The 16,051-nt window shown below is 56.1% G+C and carries 20 protein-coding genes; 13 read left to right on the forward strand and 7 right to left on the reverse strand.

Annotated features, from left to right (window positions below; genetic code table 11):
* Positions 1 to 47 precede the first annotated feature (47 nt).
* The 4 genes from BM320_RS12160 (at position 48) to BM320_RS12175 (ending at position 2,564) form a co-directional block, all read left to right on the forward strand.
* A complete protein-coding gene (locus BM320_RS12160; RefSeq protein WP_090200712.1) occupies positions 48 to 893 on the forward strand; it encodes a flagellin N-terminal helical domain-containing protein in 846 nt (281 codons plus the stop codon).
* A 92-nt stretch (positions 894 to 985) separates the two neighbouring features.
* Positions 986 to 1,360 carry a flagellar biosynthesis regulator FlaF gene (flaF, locus tag BM320_RS12165; RefSeq protein ID WP_242651048.1) on the forward strand — a complete coding sequence of 125 codons (375 nt, stop codon included), beginning with the start codon at positions 986 to 988 and terminating at the stop codon, positions 1,358 to 1,360.
* On the forward strand, positions 1,360 to 1,764 hold the full coding sequence (gene flbT / locus BM320_RS12170) for a flagellar biosynthesis repressor FlbT (protein ID WP_090200715.1): 405 nt from the start codon (positions 1,360 to 1,362) through the stop codon (positions 1,762 to 1,764). Before flaF ends, flbT begins: the two co-directional genes overlap by 1 nt.
* A complete protein-coding gene (locus BM320_RS12175) occupies positions 1,761 to 2,564 on the forward strand; it encodes a DUF1217 domain-containing protein (protein ID WP_090200716.1) in 804 nt (267 codons plus the stop codon). Before flbT ends, BM320_RS12175 begins: the two co-directional genes overlap by 4 nt.
* Positions 2,565 to 2,571: 7 nt before the next feature.
* Here BM320_RS12175 and BM320_RS12180 read toward each other — a convergent pair whose 3' ends face one another.
* Entirely contained in the window at positions 2,572 to 3,930 is a 1,359-nt protein-coding gene (locus tag BM320_RS12180; protein ID WP_090200718.1) for a FliI/YscN family ATPase, read from the reverse strand.
* Positions 3,931 to 4,015: 85 nt separating this feature from the next.
* Between BM320_RS12180 and BM320_RS12185 the strand changes: the two genes are divergently transcribed.
* Genes BM320_RS12185 through BM320_RS12225 form a run of 9 tightly spaced genes read left to right on the forward strand, consistent with a single transcriptional unit; the run spans position 4,016 to position 8,558 of the window.
* Positions 4,016 to 4,396, forward strand: coding sequence for a FlgB family protein (locus BM320_RS12185; protein WP_090200720.1), 381 nt, complete (start codon positions 4,016 to 4,018; stop codon positions 4,394 to 4,396).
* 9 nt (positions 4,397 to 4,405) lie between these two features.
* Entirely contained in the window at positions 4,406 to 4,798 is a 393-nt protein-coding gene (gene flgC, locus BM320_RS12190; protein ID WP_090200722.1) for a flagellar basal body rod protein FlgC, read from the forward strand.
* An 11-nt stretch (positions 4,799 to 4,809) separates the two neighbouring features.
* Positions 4,810 to 5,091, forward strand: a complete 282-nt coding sequence (gene fliE / locus BM320_RS12195; protein WP_090200723.1) for a flagellar hook-basal body complex protein FliE — start codon at positions 4,810 to 4,812, stop codon at positions 5,089 to 5,091.
* The gene (locus BM320_RS12200; protein ID WP_090200726.1) at positions 5,091 to 5,357 is read left to right on the forward strand and encodes a flagellar biosynthetic protein FliQ; all 267 of its coding nucleotides are present in this window, start codon (positions 5,091 to 5,093) and stop codon (positions 5,355 to 5,357) included. The genes fliE and BM320_RS12200 overlap by 1 nt, the downstream gene beginning before the upstream one ends.
* A gap of 2 nt (positions 5,358 to 5,359) precedes the next feature.
* Positions 5,360 to 6,073: a flagellar hook-basal body complex protein gene (locus BM320_RS12205; RefSeq protein WP_090200728.1), complete on the forward strand. Its 714-nt coding sequence runs from the start codon at positions 5,360 to 5,362 to the stop codon at positions 6,071 to 6,073.
* A 15-nt stretch (positions 6,074 to 6,088) separates the two neighbouring features.
* A complete protein-coding gene (flgG, locus tag BM320_RS12210) occupies positions 6,089 to 6,874 on the forward strand; it encodes a flagellar basal-body rod protein FlgG (protein ID WP_090200730.1) in 786 nt (261 codons plus the stop codon).
* A complete protein-coding gene (gene flgA / locus BM320_RS12215) occupies positions 6,871 to 7,287 on the forward strand; it encodes a flagellar basal body P-ring formation chaperone FlgA (RefSeq protein ID WP_090200732.1) in 417 nt (138 codons plus the stop codon). The genes flgG and flgA overlap by 4 nt, the downstream gene beginning before the upstream one ends.
* 8 nt (positions 7,288 to 7,295) lie before the next feature.
* On the forward strand, positions 7,296 to 8,018 hold the full coding sequence (flgH, locus tag BM320_RS12220) for a flagellar basal body L-ring protein FlgH (RefSeq protein ID WP_090200734.1): 723 nt from the start codon (positions 7,296 to 7,298) through the stop codon (positions 8,016 to 8,018).
* A gap of 21 nt (positions 8,019 to 8,039) precedes the next feature.
* Positions 8,040 to 8,558, forward strand: coding sequence for a flagellar basal body-associated FliL family protein (locus BM320_RS12225; RefSeq protein ID WP_090200736.1), 519 nt, complete (start codon positions 8,040 to 8,042; stop codon positions 8,556 to 8,558).
* Here the strand turns inward: BM320_RS12225 and BM320_RS12230 are convergent.
* The 6 genes from BM320_RS12230 to motA form a co-directional block, all read right to left on the reverse strand.
* Entirely contained in the window at positions 8,546 to 8,941 is a 396-nt protein-coding gene (locus BM320_RS12230) for a hypothetical protein (RefSeq protein ID WP_090200738.1), read from the reverse strand. The genes BM320_RS12225 and BM320_RS12230 overlap by 13 nt on opposite strands.
* Entirely contained in the window at positions 8,938 to 10,020 is a 1,083-nt protein-coding gene (locus tag BM320_RS12235) for an EscU/YscU/HrcU family type III secretion system export apparatus switch protein (protein ID WP_090200740.1), read from the reverse strand. The genes BM320_RS12230 and BM320_RS12235 overlap by 4 nt, the downstream gene beginning before the upstream one ends.
* Complete coding sequence (locus BM320_RS12240) at positions 10,017 to 10,799, reverse strand: flagellar biosynthetic protein FliR (RefSeq protein ID WP_090200742.1); 783 nt, start codon at positions 10,797 to 10,799, stop codon at positions 10,017 to 10,019. Before BM320_RS12240 ends, BM320_RS12235 begins: the two co-directional genes overlap by 4 nt.
* Positions 10,796 to 12,886 (reverse strand): flagellar biosynthesis protein FlhA, encoded by a 2,091-nt coding sequence (gene flhA / locus BM320_RS12245; protein WP_090200744.1) that lies wholly within the window; start codon positions 12,884 to 12,886, stop codon positions 10,796 to 10,798. The genes BM320_RS12240 and flhA overlap by 4 nt, the downstream gene beginning before the upstream one ends.
* 212 nt (positions 12,887 to 13,098) lie before the next feature.
* On the reverse strand, positions 13,099 to 15,168 hold the full coding sequence (locus BM320_RS12250; RefSeq protein ID WP_131802412.1) for a hypothetical protein: 2,070 nt from the start codon (positions 15,166 to 15,168) through the stop codon (positions 13,099 to 13,101).
* Positions 15,165 to 16,034 (reverse strand): flagellar motor stator protein MotA, encoded by an 870-nt coding sequence (gene motA, locus BM320_RS12255; RefSeq protein ID WP_090200749.1) that lies wholly within the window; start codon positions 16,032 to 16,034, stop codon positions 15,165 to 15,167. The genes BM320_RS12250 and motA overlap by 4 nt, the downstream gene beginning before the upstream one ends.
* Between the last annotated feature and the right edge of the window lie 17 nt (positions 16,035 to 16,051).

Consider the following 16,051-nt stretch of genomic DNA (forward strand, 5'->3'; position numbering starts at 1 on the left):
TGAATAAACCCGGCGCAAAATGCGCCCCTCAAATAGGACCATGAAACATGTCCAGTATTCTGACAAACAACAGCGCAATGGTCGCGCTGCAAACACTGAAATCCATCAACGGCGATCTCTCAAAAACCCAGTCGATGATTTCGACAGGGAAAGAAGTCGCATCAGCCAAAGACAATTCGGCGATCTGGGCGATCTCAAAGGTCATGGAATCCGACGTTGCGGGTTTTAAGGCGATTTCAGACAGCCTTTCGCTTGGCGAGTCGACTGTGGCGGTTGCATCCGCCGGTGCAGAACAGATCGTTGAAACCCTCAAGGAAATGAAGCAGTTGGCCGTTGCGGCCCAGTCTGAAAACGTCGATTTTGCCAAAATTCAGGCGGACATGGATGAAAAGGCTGCGCAAGTTGCGTCAATTGTCGCCGCTTCGCAATTCAACGGCGCGAACCTGTTGGCAACAGATGTCGACGGCAACGGCGGCACCGGGCTTAACGTGTTGTCTTCACTTGACCGCGTGGGCACAGCGGCACCGACGCCGACACTTATCACCGTAGATAGCGTCGATTTTGAAGCCGACGTCGATCTGGTCGGCAACCTGACCGCAATCACCGACACAGCAACGGCCGCCACCGCACTTGGTGAACTTGAAACGTTTTTGACCACCGCAATTGATGGCGCAGCGGCGCTTGGTGCATCGGCGAAACGGATCGACAGCCAGAATTCATTCGTCAGCAAGCTTTCTGACGCGTTGAAGTCTGGGATCGGCACCATGATTGACGCTGACATGGAAGAAGCCTCGGCGCGCTTGCAAGCGCTGCAAGTGCAGCAACAACTTGGCGTTCAGTCCCTGTCAATCGCCAACCAGGCACCGCAAACGATCCTGTCGTTGTTCCGGTAAATTAACACATTGGCGCCGCAAAAGTGGCGCCAATGCCCAATTCGCCGCGGAAAACCCGCGCCTCGTTCGAATTCGTGCCGGAAGGACATCACGTGAACGTCATAGATCAAGCTCGGCAGGCATATGCCCCTACACAGGTTTCCATCAGAACAGACCGCTCTGTCGAGGCGCAGCTCGTCAGCCAGGTAACCGCGCGGCTACGGGCCGCAATGGCGCGCCAACCCGCAAATTTCCCGGGCCTTGCTAGTGCGGTCCACGACAACCGCCGCATGTGGACGACAATGGCCGTTGATGTGGCTGGCAACGAAAATGCACTGCCCAGCGCACTGCGGGCGCAAATTTTCTATCTTGCGGAATTTACCGAACATCACAGCCGTCGCGTTTTGCGGCGCGAAGCAGATGCCACCGCGCTGATCGATATCAACACCGCCATATTACGTGGCCTCAATGGTCGGGCGGCAAACTGATGTCGGGACTTGTGCTCAAACTGAACCCCAAAGAACGTGTACTTGTGAATGGTGCGGTGATCGAAAACGGGGACCGGCGCAGCCGCCTGTCGATCTTGACACCTAACGCGAATATCTTGCGGCTGCGCGATGCGATCCGCCCGGATGAAGTCAACACACCTGTCCGCCGTGTCTGCTATATTGCGCAGCTTGTGTTGTCGGGTGACGTTGCTGAATCCGATGCGCGCCAGCAAATCATGCGCGGCATTGAACAGCTAAGCCAGGCACTGCGCGATGACGATAGTCGCCAGCATCTTGATGCGGCCACCAACGCCGTTGCAAACAACGATTTTTACAGATCACTCAAGGCACTCAGAAATCTTCTCCCCCGAGAAGCACGCCTTTTGGCCGGTCATCCCGCATGAGTTTCCAACCTATCCTTCCGAATACGGGCTACAGCGGCTGGCTGTTTCTCGACCGGACAATGGAAAAGCAGCAAGAGACCTTTTCCAACAGCCAGGTGGTGGTTGGCGATACCGATTATTTTCGCGAAAACATCGCGTCAGTAAGATCTGCTGAAGACCTGGTGAGCAATCCGCGGCTGCTGCGCATTGCCTTGGGGGCATTCGGGCTCGACGATGATATCAATAGCCAGTTCTTTATTCGCAAGATCCTTGAAGAAGGAACAACATCGGATGAAGCGCTTGCAAACCGCCTTTCTGACAACCGGTATGCCGATCTAAGCACTGCATTCGGACTTGACGGGATTGCCACATCGCCCACGCAAAATACTGATTTTGCAGAAAATATAATCGCGCGCTATGAAGTGCGTCAGTTTGAACGGGCAGTCGGCGCGCAAGACAATGACATGCGTTTGGCAATGAGCGTCAAAGAAGGAATTTCGGATATCCTTGGCCGCAACAGCACAAAGGCCGGTCAATGGTATTCCATTTTGGGAAACCCGCCAATGCGCAGCGTCTTTCAAACGGCGCTTGGGCTGCCCGACAACAGCGCGAGTATCGACCTCGAGCGACAGGTGGAAATATTTCAGACACGTGCGCAATCGGTATTGGGCACTGATGACTTGTCCGACTTTACCGACCCTGAAGTCCAAGAAAAGCTGATCCGGATGTTCTTGATCAGATCCGAAGCCGAAAAATTTTCGGCACTTTCAGGCAACTCAACCGCGCTTACATTGCTTCAATCCGTGCCCTCGCTTTACTAGCTGGTAACTATTGCGCTTTCTTTCCCAGATCTTCTGTCTTCATCCGGCTCGCCGCGGCGCTCATGGCTTGCCGTAGTTTTGCAAAATGTGACAGGGTCTCGCGCCCGTCCTTGATTGACAAAAATTCGTCAAGAGCAGGCGCACAAGCTATCGCCGCATCAAGTTTCGGATCCGAACCCGCGGCATAAAGCCCTGATTGTATCATCAGCTCGGACCGGCCATAAGCGCCCAAATGCGCGCGCGCCTGACTGATCAGCGCATTCTCTTGTGTAGATGCAGCATCCGGAAGCGACCGCGAAACGGACCGCAAAACATCAATGGCGGGAAACCGGCCCCTTTCCGCGATTTCACGGTCGAGAACAATATGCCCGTCAAGCACCCCGCGCAGCATATCAGCAACCGGTTCATCCATATCGGAACCCGCGACCAGAACTGAAAACACCGCCGTGATGTCGCCGGCATCACCGGCCCCCGGGCCTGCACGTTCGCACAAAGCGGCAATCGCGGGGCCTGTTGACGCCGGAAAGCCGCGCAAACCGGTGGCCTCGCCGGCGGCAACGGCAACCTCTCTGTGGGCCTCGCAGAACCTTGTGACGGAATCGATCATCAAGAGAACCTGCTTGCCCATGTCGCGAAAATGTTCGGCGACGGCCGTTGCCGCCCAGGCACAACGCCGCCGCACTTGCGGTGCTCGCTCTGACGTTGCGGCGACAATAACTGCGCGTTTCATGCCCTCAGGGCCCAGTACCGCCTCAACAAAATGGCGCACTTCGCGGCCCCTTTCCCCGACAAGCGCAATCACAATGACATCGGCCGTCACACCGCGCGCCAGATCGGCAAGCAAGGTCGATTTGCCCACCCCAGACCCCGCAAAAAGCCCGACGCGCTGCCCCTGAACGATTGGCAAAAGCGTATTGAACGCGGCAATCCCCGTTTCAAGCCGTGCACCCATTCCCCGTCGTTGATGTGCGGGGGGTGGATCCGCACGCAACCGCCGCGCCGCCACCCCCGGCAAGAGAGGAAACCCGTCAATCGGGCACCCGTCAGGGTCAATAACCCGCCCGATCCAACTGGCGTCAGGGGCAAATACCGGCGGGCGTTCAAACACCACGCGATCCCCCAGACAAACCCCGTCAAGCGCACCGTCCAGCAGCACATACGTGGCCGATTGTTCAAGGCGCACGACTTCTCCGGCGATTTCGCGGGTGGCAGTAAAGACGCGCGCACGGTCACCAACGGTGGCCGAATCGCCCACATTGCCGACCTGAATTGTGCCGCCATGAACGCCCGTCACGCGCCCGACATTGCGCAAAACCACAAGGTTTTCGACCGCATTTGTCATCTGTTGCAGGATATTTTGCGTCATATTTGCGCCCTTCGCTGTCTCACTCACCTCTTCTTAAGGAATCACCATTAATGCTTCGTTGAAACCAAACGAGGGAGAACCCCCGATGCTCGAAACTTTGGATATTTTCAGAACGGCCAGCGCGATGGCCAGCCACGCAGGCGCACGGCAGGCCGTTGTCGCCCGCAACATCGCCAATGCAGATACCCCGAATTTTCGCGCGCAAGACGTTACACCGTTTGCACGCGCGTATGAAAACACGACACATCAGCTGCGCGCCACGCGACCGGATCATATCAACACGCGTGCAAGCACCTTTGCCGCGCAGATTATTGATACCGGCGCTGAACCCTCACCCAATGGCAATACGGTCGCGCTGGAAGATGAATTGCTGAAATCCGTTTCCGTCAGCCGCGACCACGACAAGGCATTGGCGATCTACCGCCATGCGATGACAGTGCTGCGCACCAGTCTGGGCAAATTGTGAGGACACAAGATGACAGATTTTAGCGAAGCAATGGCCGTCGCGTCCAGCGGCATGAAAGCACAGGCCAACCGGCTGCGTCATGTGTCTGAAAATATCGCCAATACCGATACCCCCGGCTACCACCGCAAGACCGTCTCGTTCCAAGAGGTGATCGACGCGGGGCGGACAACGGGTGCGGTGGAAACGGGCCGTGTGCAACTGGATCAAACGGCGTTGCCCCGCATCTATGATCCTACAAACCCGCTCGCGGATGAAACGGGGCATTTTGACGGCTCGAACGTCAATTTGCTGATTGAAATTGCGGACGCCCGCGAAGCCCAGCGCAGCTACGAAGCCAACCTCAAAATGTTCGACCAGGTGCGGCAGATGTCCTCCGCGCTGATGGACCTATTACGCAAATAAGGAGAATCCCGATGAACATCAGTTCACTCGTTGCGCAAAACTATGCGGCCAGCAAAACAGCCACGGCACCCGAAACCGCAGGCAGCCAGAATGCCTTTCTTGGTGCGGCTAGCGATTTCATGGCAACGCTTCAGGCGAGCGAAAATACGGCCATGCGTGCAATGACCGGCGATGCGGACCCGCATGCTTTGGTCACGGCGCTCGCTCAGACGGAACTGGCGGTGCAAACCGCTGTGACAGTTCGCGACCGTGTGGTCGAAGCGTATCAGGAAATCCTGCGGATGCCTGTCTAATGTCGGATGCGTTGTTTTACGACACATTGCGACAGGGGTTGTGGACGGCGTTTGTCATTTCGATCCCGATCCTGACCGTCGCTTTGGCCACCGGTCTTGTTGTCGGCCTGTTTCAGGCGCTGACCTCGATTCAGGAAATGACGCTAACGTTTGTGCCCAAACTTGCCGCAATCATCGGCACGTTCTGGATCACGATGAATTACATGTCTGAATCTCTTGTCAGCCTGTTCAAGGGCACGCTGATCCCCATCATCGCCGGAGGATAATCATGGATAACGCATCATACACCGCACTGACCCGCCAGTCCGGGTTGATGCGCGAAATGCAGGTCGTCGCCAACAACATCGCCAACGCGTCGACAACCGGATTTCGTGCCGAAGGCATCATGTTTTCCGAACATATTAAGGCACTTGGGCCCGAAACAGAATCGCTTTCGATGGCGGCGGCGCAGGTGCGCGACACGGTGATGACCCAAGGCAGCCTGACCCAGACCGGCGGCACCTTTGACCTTGCGATCGAGGGTGAAGGCTTTTTTGTCGTTGAAACACCCAATGGTCAACGGCTGACGCGCGCTGGTGCATTTAGTCCAAATGAAAACGGCGATTTGGTCACGCCTGACGGTTATCCGGTGCTTGATGCCGGTGGTGCGCCGCTGTTTGTCCCGCAAGGCGTGGGGCGTGTTGGCATCGGTACAGATGGAACCATCAGCGCCGACGGGCGCCCCATCGGGCAGGTCGGCATCGTTTTACCTGACGATCCCACGCAAATGCTGCGCGAAAGCGGCGTCATGTTTGATGCCCGTGGCGGTTTTGCCCCTGCACCCGACGGGCGCATTCTGCAAGGTTTTCTAGAGGAATCTAACGTGAACCCCATTCTGCAAGTCAGTCGCATGATCGAAGTGCAGCGCGCTTACGAGCTGGGACAGGGTTTTCTGGACAATGAACATGAACGCATTCGCGGCGTCATCAAATCAATCCGCTAACAGAGGAGGACCACCATGCGCGCACTTGAAATCGCAGCTGCCGGCATGTCGGCGCAACAAACAAGGGTCGAGGTTATTTCAAACAATCTCGCCAATATGAGCACGACCGGCTACAACGCACGGCGCGCCGAATTTGCCGATTTGCACTACCAGCAAGTCGCGCGTCCGGGAACGATTAACGCCTCTGACGGGACATCGCTGCCGACCGGCGTGCAGCTTGGGCTTGGCGTGCGGACAACCGCCGTATCCGTGATGCTTTCGCAAGGGTCTTTGGGTGCGACAGGCGGCGATCTGGATCTTGCAATCGAAGGCGACGGCTATCTTGAAGTGACCCTGCCGTCCGGTCTTTCGGCCTATACGCGCGACGGCGGATTAAAGTTAACGGGCGACGGGCAGGTGGTTACCTCGGACGGCTATCCGGTCGTGCCCGATATCACGATCCCGCGCGATACCCGCTCGATTTCGATCAATGCCGAGGGTGAGGTTTACGGATATTTCAACGATCAGGTTGAACCGCAACTGCTCGGGCAATTTACCATGGCCGGATTTACCAACCCCAAAGGGCTTGAAGCGATCGGGTCAAACCTGTTTCTTGAAACTTCGGCTTCGGGTCCCTCGCTTGTCGGCACCCCGGGCGAAGACGGGCTTGGCGTATTGCGGCAGGGCTATCTCGAAAGCAGTTCGGTTGACCCCGTGCGCGAAGTCTCGGATTTGATCGCGGCCCAGCGTGGTTACGAGCTTAATTCAAAAGTGATTACCGCGGCTGATCAAATGCTTAGTTCCATGGTGCAGGTCCGATGATCCGTGCGCTATTGATCCTGTGCTTGTTCGCATCGCCGGTTTGCGCTGATACGGTGCTGGCCGCGCGCACAATTCCGGCCAATACAACCATCCTCCCCGAGGACATTATCGTTAATAGCCGGACGATCCCCGGGGGTGTCACGGACCCTCAAACCATCATCGGAATGGAGGCCCGCGTGGCGCTTTATGCCGGGCGCCCGATCCGTGCGGGCGACGTCGGGTTTCCCGCTGTCGTTGAGAGGAACCAGATTATCGCGCTGCATTATCAACAACATGGGCTTGTGATCAGTACCGAAGGGCGCGCGCTTGGCCGTGCCGGACCGGGTGACATCATCAGGGTTATGAATATCAGTTCGCGCAGCACGGTCACCGCCCAAATCGGGGCCGACGGCGCCGCCTACGTGTCTCGCTAGGGGGAAACATGCGTATATATCTGGGATTATTGATTTTTCTTACGGGGTGTTCAACGACACCGATCGGGCGCGCGCCCGATTTTACACCACAAGAACGGACAGCCGAACGTGAGGCGATGTTCAATCCAAGCATGCCTGACCCCGTCGCATCCACGCGGCTTGGGCCGACATCGCAGGCATCGCTTTGGTCGCGCGACCGTGGTTCACTGCTGGGTGATCGGCGGGCAATGCAGCGCGGTGACATCCTGACCGTGGTGATCGAAATCGACGATAGCGCGGAAATTTCGAACTCTTCTGCGCGTTCCAGATCTGCATCGCAACAGGCTGGAATTCCCCAACTTGCCGGCATTCCGCAGCGTATCGATCCGCAGTTGCCCGAAGGCGCGTCTTCTGCGGCACTCGTTGATCTTAGTTCAGATAGCAGCGCGTCAGGCGATGGGTCTGTGCGAAGGAACGAAAAACTGACGCTACGCGTGGCGGTGACCATCACGGATGTTTTGCCCAATGGCATTTTGGCCATTACGGGACAGCAAGAGGTACGCGTTAACTATGAACTGCGCGAATTGATCGTGACCGGCTATGTGCGCCCCGAAGACATCACTCGCCAGAATGAAGTCACTTATGACAAAATTGCCTCGGCGCGGATTTCATATGGTGGCCGCGGCCAGATTACTGACATGCAGCAACCGCGCTACGGGCATCAACTGCTTGAAAACGTGCTACCTTTTTAGCCGGTCACAATAGGAGCCACCATGAAGAAACTATTATTGCCCCTGTTGTTATTGGTGCTTGGGATTGGTGGCGGTGTTGGCGCGGGGCTATTGCTCGCGCCACCGCCCGCGCCCGAATTAGTTGCCGAACAGCTCGCGGATGGGAATCCCTGCGGTGATATCGCTTCCGAAACCCATGAAACGGCTGATCACGCAAGTGTCGTTGATATCGGCGATGCGCGTGAATACGCGAAACTTAACAACCAGTTTGTAATCCCCGTCGTCGATGACGGGTTGGTGACGGCGCTGGTCGTGATGGCGATTAGCCTCGAGGTCACGCCGGAATCGACAACCGCCGTCCTTGCGTCGGAACCCAAGCTGCGCGATGCGTTTCTGCAGGTGATGTTCAATCACGCAAATATCGGCGGCTTTTCGGGGAATTTCACGACCGGCACGAATATGCGCGCATTGCGCACCGAACTGTTACGCAACGCGCAACGCATTTCAGGTGAAAGCGTAACGGATGTGCTTATCACCGATATCGTGCGTCAAGATTCGTAATATTTGCGCCGTAAGTCTATGGTCATACGCGTTTTTTCAAGGCGATCTATAACAGATTTTGCTGCTTGATCGCGCCCGAAAGCCTGCCCGAGCTGGGCGTGGTATTGCGATTTTAGCGCCAAAACCTGCGCCAGTTCTGTATTGATGACGCGGCGACGCTGATCGACCCAGTGTTGCCATCTAACATTTGCACCCGCAGCAAGCGCCGCGTCAACCATGGACCCCGGCGCAAATCCGGGTTGGTCGCGTTGCTGCACAAGTTGGGCAAGGTTTTCGCGCAAGCCCGTTTCACGCGTGACAAGTGCGGCCATTTTCGCCTGTGCTGCATGCAGGGAAATACTAGTTAATTCCGCAAGGGCTTTGGCCTGTTTGATACGCGTCATCGATGGCCTGCCTTCTTGCGCATGGCCTCCGCAAACCGGATCGCGGCGGCCACAGCGCGGTAATGCTCTGGCGCAATTGCCTGGCCAATATCAACGCTCGCGTGCAAGGCGCGCGCGGTCGGCGGATCAGAGTGAACCGGCACCGCATGTTCAAAGGCAAGTTCGCGGATCTTGGCGGCCATTTCATCGACACCTTTGGCCACGCAGATCGGGGCCATTTGCTCTGCTTTGTTCCAGCTTAGCGCAACGGCGTAATGGGTTGGGTTCACCACAATAACATCAGCGGTCGGCACATCGGCAAGCATCTTGTTCATTGCAATTGATTGCCCCTTCATGCGGCGCTGATGCTTCATCATGGGGTCACCCTCGGACTGCTTGATTTCGTCCATCATGTCTTTGCGGCTCATCCGGTTTTTGCGGATATGTTCAGCGCGTTGCCACAAAAAATCGCCCCCCCCCAGCACAAGCGCAATACAAAGTACGATCCCCATAAGTTGCACAAGCATGCCGCCAAGCACCATCACGACCAGACCCGGCGGCAAGTGCATCGCGCCAACGATCCGGTCGATTTGCGACCGCAAGAATACTGCCATAATCATGCAATAGATCAGTAATTTGGTGAGGCTTTTTGCAAATTCGAACAGCCCCTGCCGCCCGAATTTGTTTTTTATCCCTGCGATCATGGATATCCGGTTGAGCTTTGGAATGATCTTGGTCGGGGTCACGACAAACGCGCGCTGGGCAATGATCGAAAGTATCGCAAATATCGCCGGCAATGCGAACCAAGGCGCGGCACCCAACCCGACATCAACGATCAGCCCCCCCATCGTCGGAGACGCGGGACCGTCAAATAAAACAGTGCTAAGCCCCGATGCCTGCGCCAACATCGTGCTTAATGTTGCGCCCGTATGTTGTAGGGCGGGCGGTCCGATGGTTAACGCAACTAATAGAATTCCCGCATAACCCGCCGCCGTGTTCAGGTCGGCCGATTTTGCGACTTCACCTTTTTCACGCGCATCATCGAGCTTTTTCTGACTGGGCTCGAACTGCTTTTCACCGGCTTCCGTCTCCTCGCTCATGGTATCGGCCCAAATGGCGCCGCCATGAAACCGACAAACGCACCATGCCACAAACCCAGCAAAATTGGCGCGGTCAATAACAGCAATATCATCCCTCCCGCAGTGATCGCGGGCGCCCCGACAAATGACACAATCAGCTGTGGCATCGCGCGATTGATCACGCCCAAAACGACATTGTAGACAAGCGATGCGATTAGAAACGGTGCGGAAAGCGAAAAGCCGAGCTCGAAAATGCGCCGCACCTCGCCAAGTCCCAGAGAAATAACCTGATCGCCAGCGAGCATCACGCCGACAGGCACCATTTCGTAGGTCAGGATCATATAGGCCGCCACCTGAACGTGCAGACCCAGCATAGCTGCAAGCGCCGTTCCACCGACAACCAAAAGATGTCCGATCGCGGGCAACGGATCCACGCCGGCCGAACCGCCAAAAAGCTGTGACAAGGATGTCGATTGCGCCGCAATCGACCCGACAATCTGCAGCGCCAGAATAAAGAACCGCAAGAATAGGCCAAAAAACAGCCCCGTGACCACTTCGGGCCCCGCCTGCGAAACCGCGCGCAAAAGCCCACCGGGGTATGGAGAGATGGTCGGAGCGATTGCCGGCGCGACAATAAAGGTAAATGCTAACGAAAGCGCGAGCCGTACGCGGATCGGGACGGCCTGGTCACCAAAGGCGGGCATTGCAGCCATCATAGCGCCCACGCGCAAAAAAACGACAAACCCCGTCCACAACGCAGATTGCGAAAGTGGAAACAGATACATAAGATCCGCGATCATGCCGGAACCAGACCGACAAGCGCGGGCCGCGCGTCAATGCCGATCTCTTCAAATGACAAAACAGGGTTCATGATCCCCTTGGCGGCCATTACCGTGCGCAGAAATCGACGCCGGCGCATAGATGTCACAACCGCCGCATAAGCACCGGCGTTTGCAGCTTGCCCCAGTTTTTCCGCGATCCCATCCGCCAATGCGTTAAAGCTTTCGGGTGGCAGCGCGACATCCCCGCCGCCCCGTTCTGTCCTTATTTCATAGGTCGCAAAGGTCTCCTCCCACTCGGGCGCGAGCTGTACGAGCGGGATCGTGCCATCAGGCCGACGCATTTCAGCAACAAGCTGGAAACCCAAACGTTGGCGCACATGTTCGGTGATCCCGTCAACGCTCGCATGCAATTGCCGACCTTCGGCTGCCGCCTCGATAATTAGTGAAAGATTGCGGATCGATACCCGCTCTTCCAACAGAAGGCGCAGTACCGAAAGCAGCAGTTCAAACGGGATTTTATCGGGGATCAGTTCATCAAGCATCTTACGGTTTGCTTCGGCGCGCGCGGGGTCGCTTAGATTGACCATTTCTTCCAGCCGCCGGCGCAGTGCCTTGAACGTAAGAAGTCGGGGGAAATTCCGCTTTACGACTTCGAGCAGATGCGTCGCGAGGACTTCTGCCGGCTGGACAGTCGTTAATCCGGCAAGTGCTGCGTCTTCCTGACGGTCCGGCGCGATCCATTTTGCCGGCGCGCCATAAACGGGTTCATCGACAAAGTCGCCGGGCACATCTGACGGATCGCCATCGCTGACCAACGCCAATATCTGATCCGGTCGCAATTTGTCGCGGACCTGTTCAACCCCTTGAACATGAACAACATAGCTGCCGGGTGGCAAGGATGCGTTATCGGTTAGCCGGATTTCAGGCAACAAAACACCAAATGACGTTGCAACATAACTGCGCATATTCGCGATCCGCGCATCCAGCCCCGTGCCCGGATCCAAAACCATATCGACCAAATCAGGCGCGAATTCGACATGAATGTCGTCAAGATCCAGAACATCACCCATCGACGATTTGACAGGTTTGACGACCGCCTCGCTGGATTTTGCCGCTTCCTTTTGCGCGGCGGTTTTTGCTGCGGCCGCCATCGCAAAGGCGCTCCCTCCCAAGGCAGCTGCGCCCAAGATAAACGGCACAAACGGCAAGCCCGGCACAAGCGCAAAAAGCGCCATAAGAACACCAACTGTAGCCAAGGCCGACGGATGCCGCCCCAATTGCGCGACCAAGGCCAAATCGGTCGGCCCCGTTGCGCCGCCGCGCGCAAGCAGTAGCGCAGAGGCGATCGAAATGACCACCGCCGGAATTTGCGAAACCAGACCGTCACCAACAGTTAATATTGCATAAGTTTCAAATGCTTGGGACAGCGGCATATCGTTCACGACAACGCCGATAATCAACCCCATGATCAGGTTGAGCGCGGTGATCAGCAACCCCGCCACCGCGTCGCCTTTGACAAATTTCGACGCCCCGTCGAGCGATCCAAAAAACGTGGTCTCGGCTTGTTCTTGTTCCCGCCGCGCCTTTGCTTCTTGGTGGTTGATAACGCCAGCCGACATATCGCTATCAATTGCGAGCTGCTTGCCTGGCATCGCATCCAATGCAAACCGTGCGCCGACTTCGGCCATCCGGGTCGCGCCTTTGTTGATCACGACAAAATTGACGATCAAAAGCACACAAAACACGACGAGCCCCAACAAAACATTGCCGCCCATCACGAACATGGCAAAGCCTTCGATCACATCGCCGGCTGCATTTGTTCCGGTATGCCCTTCGCCAATAATAAGCTTTGTTGACGAAACATTCAGCGACAACCGCAGCATCAAGGACGCAAGCAAGACAGTTGGAAACGCCGAAAAATCCAACGGGCGGTCGATGAACAATGTCACCGTGAACATAAGGATCGCGAGCGCAAACGACGCCGCCAGACCAATATCAAGCAGCCAGGCCGGAACCGGAAGGATCATCATAACGATGACCGCCATCAACGCGAGAGCGAGAAGGATCGTCGGTTGAAAAAATGCGCGCAGCGACAAACCGTTCATTGCGCAAAATTCAATGCAGTAACCGCGGCACGATTATGCGTGTTGCGAGCCAATGCCAAGTAGCTGCCGCACATCACGGCGCGTTGCCAATCGGGACAAAGGATAATCTGGATTCGGGTCGGCATTCTGCCAATCATGTCGCAGCTCATTTCTTGCTATCGGTTCATTCTAGCAAGCAAATCGTTGATAATTCGTAAGCGGCAGCGGAGCGGCTATAGATCGTTTGGCGCGGGAAACTGGCTCAGGATTGTTGCAAGGCTTTCGCGGGTTTCTTGCGACTGCGTCAACAAATATCGGCCGTTAGAAAGCGGGGCATCAAGCACGTTATTCAAGACCTGTTCGGACGTGACGCCTTGCAATCCGGCAGGCGGCGAAACACTGGAAGGCGTGTCAATTATTCTGGGGCTCTGGGGCAATGCACTGGCGGCCCCAATAACACCCGCAACCACTTCGCCAATTTCAGGTGTGAACCCGTTTTCAGGCACAAAAACAACGGCGCGCTCTGGAAAGCCCAGTTCAACTAGCCGCGCGGCGATATCGCTTGCTGCGTCATCGGAATAGTTTTCGGGCGATGCGTCGAATGCAAACGTCAAAAATGCAGCGTCTTCGTTTGACTGCACGAAAAAACTTGCCAAAGCATCGTTCAACGCGAGAACACGAACATCTCCTAGTGCATCGGATTCTTCGGCAATCAAACGCTGCAACTGGTCGATATTGCCCTGCATCAGATAGCCTCGGCCTTGTGCATAGGTCAGGTCACCCGCGATCGGCAGATGCGCATGTTCAAAGCGTAGAGCGTCGGCCAGCATGAAATCAGAATCTTCAATTTCACGATTATTTTCAACGGCGTCCGTCAAGAATGCGATCATGACATCCGGGGTGATTCGCGCATTCTCTCGCACAGCAGTCGCGACGGCGATTTCAACGCTCGTTTCATTCCCCAAGGCATGATCAAGCTCTGCCTCGGCGAGTGTTGCGTCAAGCGTCTTCGTGTCAGCACCGCGTCCGGCATCGAGCGTTTGAAGTGCGCCGTCATGATCCCCGATTGCGATAAACCGTTCTGACAGCATCGGACCGATATGGCGCTGCAAATGAATGGGCAGCGCCTTGAACGCGTGTAAAACTGCCGCACGGTCAAGCTGGGCGTCCATTGGCCCATCTTTAATCGCAAGTGCGGCCCAAAGCGCCACGGACGAAGAACAGCTGACCTGCTCGGCAAACAAATTTTGTTGCGCGCGCTCTGCGTCAATAATCCGCGCAATCTGTGCAAGATATGTACGTTCCTGCGACCGTACCCCATCTATTTCGAGCGTGCGCAGCGCCTCTCTACCAAAGCCGAAATACACGTAGGTCCTTGCGAGCCGCAGCACAGCCGTTTCATCCGGCTGGCCGACCTCGGTCACAATTTCACTGCGGGCTTGCGCCAGTTGGGTTGAAAACGGCTGTGCATCGCCCCAGTTGGGGATATCAAAATATGCGGCCGGCAAACACCGTTGACCGGATTGGGTTTTGGCAATTTCTGGCGTGATTGGGCGCGCGTTTTCATCCTGGTTTGTCCGTGTCCCGATGCCGGGGATCGCCGTATGCGCGGCGCGCAGCGCGTCTCGTATGGTTTCATCAATGCCTGCCACATTGCCCGCATTCTGCAAGTCCTGCGCGAGCACCCCTTGTGTTAAACCTTGGGCAAGACTTGCAACAATTGATGTCTCAAGCGCCGATAAATCAGCATCAAATGCCTGTGGGACTGGTGCGGGTTCCGCACGCGCCACTGCAACATCATTCAGGGGCGCCGGTGGCGGCGCGGTTTGCAAGGGGCTCGCACCAAAGACGGGGAAGATCGCATTTTCCGGAACGACATATGGCTGGGCAACCGGCGTAGCGGCAATATCCGATGCATCTAACCTTTGTTCAAACGGCGAACTAGCGAGCGGAGAACCGTCAGAAACATCAATCACAAGCACATCATCGCCGACAAGAAAAGCCTCGGCGCGGCAATCACAGGGGACATCGAAAACGAATTCTCCGGCGCGCGGCTGCGTTATCTGGGCGATTCTATCCTTTGGAATCCGGTCAAAAAAGCCCTGCAAATCATAACTTTGAGAAGTTGGCAGCAATAACATATACCCGTCATCTGCACGCCCAAGCGTCCATTCAGAACCCGGCGCGATACGAAACACCATGCGCGTGAATTGCGCATGTTCACCGGTGAGAACTCGAACCGGCGCAGCCATAGCTGTGCAGGGCGCAAGAACAAGCAATAGAATAGAGATAACGTGTTTCATGCCGCACTTTGCTTTGTCGCTTTCAAAGCATCCTCCATATCCGCAAAACTGGGACGATATGCGCTCGGCATATTCTGTCGCCCAACCTCGATGCAGATATTGGGCGCGTGGGCGTAAAGGTTAGCGACAAGCACTTCGCGAATTAATTGATGGAAATGCGCATCTTCCTCGATGACTGCCTTCACCTTCACCGAAAACGGGCCGACAATACCATAGGCCAGAAACACGCCCAGGAATGTCCCGACAAGCGCACCGCCGATCAGTTTTCCCAAGACTTCGGGCGGTTGGTCGATCGAGCCCATTGTCTTGATAACGCCCAGAACCGCGGCCACGATCCCCAATGCCGGCAACCCGTCCGCCACGGTTTGCAGCGCATGGGTTGAATGCATTTTGTGGTGCAGCGTTGCCTCGATCCGTTTTTCGAGGACCTCTTCAACCTGATGCGGATCGTCGTAATTCATCGACGCAGACCGCAAGGTGTCGCAGATCAATGCAATGGCTTCCCCGTCGTCCAGAATTTTCGGGTATTTGCCAAATATCGTAGACGAATCAGGTGCTTCGATGTGGCTTTCAAGCGCCACGGGATTGGTCCGCGCAACCCGGATCAATTCGAACAAAAGGCACAAGACGTCGCTATAGTCCTGCGCATTCCACTTTGGGCCTTTGAACACTTTGCCGATGTCTTTGACGGTGTGCTTAATCGCGGCGCCATCATTGCTAATTGTAAATGCGCCAATCGCAGCGCCACCAATCATGATCATCTCGAACGGCAGCGTCTTGAGAATGATCGCCATCTTCCCACCGGCCAGCAGATAGCCCCCGAAGACCGTTACAAAGACAAAAACGACACCAATCAAGCCAACCATTCAGGACTGCCCCCTTC

Source organism: Yoonia tamlensis (assembly GCF_900115105.1).
In the GTDB taxonomy this organism is placed as follows: domain Bacteria; phylum Pseudomonadota; class Alphaproteobacteria; order Rhodobacterales; family Rhodobacteraceae; genus Yoonia; species Yoonia tamlensis.

What these genes read in the sequence shown, in the direction of transcription:
- flgA (WP_090200732.1), top strand. Translation starts at nt 6,871, where the DNA reads ATGATCCGTGCGCTATTGATCCTGTGCTTGTTCGCATCGCCGGTTTGC.
- BM320_RS12235 (WP_090200740.1), bottom strand. Translation starts at nt 10,020, where the DNA reads ATGAGCGAGGAGACGGAAGCCGGTGAAAAGCAGTTCGAGCCCAGTCAG.
- BM320_RS12225 (WP_090200736.1), top strand. Translation starts at nt 8,040, where the DNA reads ATGAAGAAACTATTATTGCCCCTGTTGTTATTGGTGCTTGGGATTGGT.
- BM320_RS12240 (WP_090200742.1), bottom strand. Translation starts at nt 10,799, where the DNA reads ATGATCGCGGATCTTATGTATCTGTTTCCACTTTCGCAATCTGCGTTG.
- flbT (WP_090200715.1), top strand. Translation starts at nt 1,360, where the DNA reads ATGTCGGGACTTGTGCTCAAACTGAACCCCAAAGAACGTGTACTTGTG.
- BM320_RS12160 (WP_090200712.1), top strand. Translation starts at nt 48, where the DNA reads ATGTCCAGTATTCTGACAAACAACAGCGCAATGGTCGCGCTGCAAACA.
- fliE (WP_090200723.1), top strand. Translation starts at nt 4,810, where the DNA reads ATGAACATCAGTTCACTCGTTGCGCAAAACTATGCGGCCAGCAAAACA.
- BM320_RS12180 (WP_090200718.1), bottom strand. Translation starts at nt 3,930, where the DNA reads ATGACGCAAAATATCCTGCAACAGATGACAAATGCGGTCGAAAACCTT.
- BM320_RS12230 (WP_090200738.1), bottom strand. Translation starts at nt 8,941, where the DNA reads ATGACGCGTATCAAACAGGCCAAAGCCCTTGCGGAATTAACTAGTATT.
- BM320_RS12205 (WP_090200728.1), top strand. Translation starts at nt 5,360, where the DNA reads ATGGATAACGCATCATACACCGCACTGACCCGCCAGTCCGGGTTGATG.
- flgC (WP_090200722.1), top strand. Translation starts at nt 4,406, where the DNA reads ATGACAGATTTTAGCGAAGCAATGGCCGTCGCGTCCAGCGGCATGAAA.
- flhA (WP_090200744.1), bottom strand. Translation starts at nt 12,886, where the DNA reads ATGAACGGTTTGTCGCTGCGCGCATTTTTTCAACCGACGATCCTTCTC.
- BM320_RS12200 (WP_090200726.1), top strand. Translation starts at nt 5,091, where the DNA reads ATGTCGGATGCGTTGTTTTACGACACATTGCGACAGGGGTTGTGGACG.
- flgG (WP_090200730.1), top strand. Translation starts at nt 6,089, where the DNA reads ATGCGCGCACTTGAAATCGCAGCTGCCGGCATGTCGGCGCAACAAACA.
- flgH (WP_090200734.1), top strand. Translation starts at nt 7,296, where the DNA reads ATGCGTATATATCTGGGATTATTGATTTTTCTTACGGGGTGTTCAACG.
- BM320_RS12175 (WP_090200716.1), top strand. Translation starts at nt 1,761, where the DNA reads ATGAGTTTCCAACCTATCCTTCCGAATACGGGCTACAGCGGCTGGCTG.
- BM320_RS12185 (WP_090200720.1), top strand. Translation starts at nt 4,016, where the DNA reads ATGCTCGAAACTTTGGATATTTTCAGAACGGCCAGCGCGATGGCCAGC.
- BM320_RS12250 (WP_131802412.1), bottom strand. Translation starts at nt 15,168, where the DNA reads ATGAAACACGTTATCTCTATTCTATTGCTTGTTCTTGCGCCCTGCACA.
- motA (WP_090200749.1), bottom strand. Translation starts at nt 16,034, where the DNA reads ATGGTTGGCTTGATTGGTGTCGTTTTTGTCTTTGTAACGGTCTTCGGG.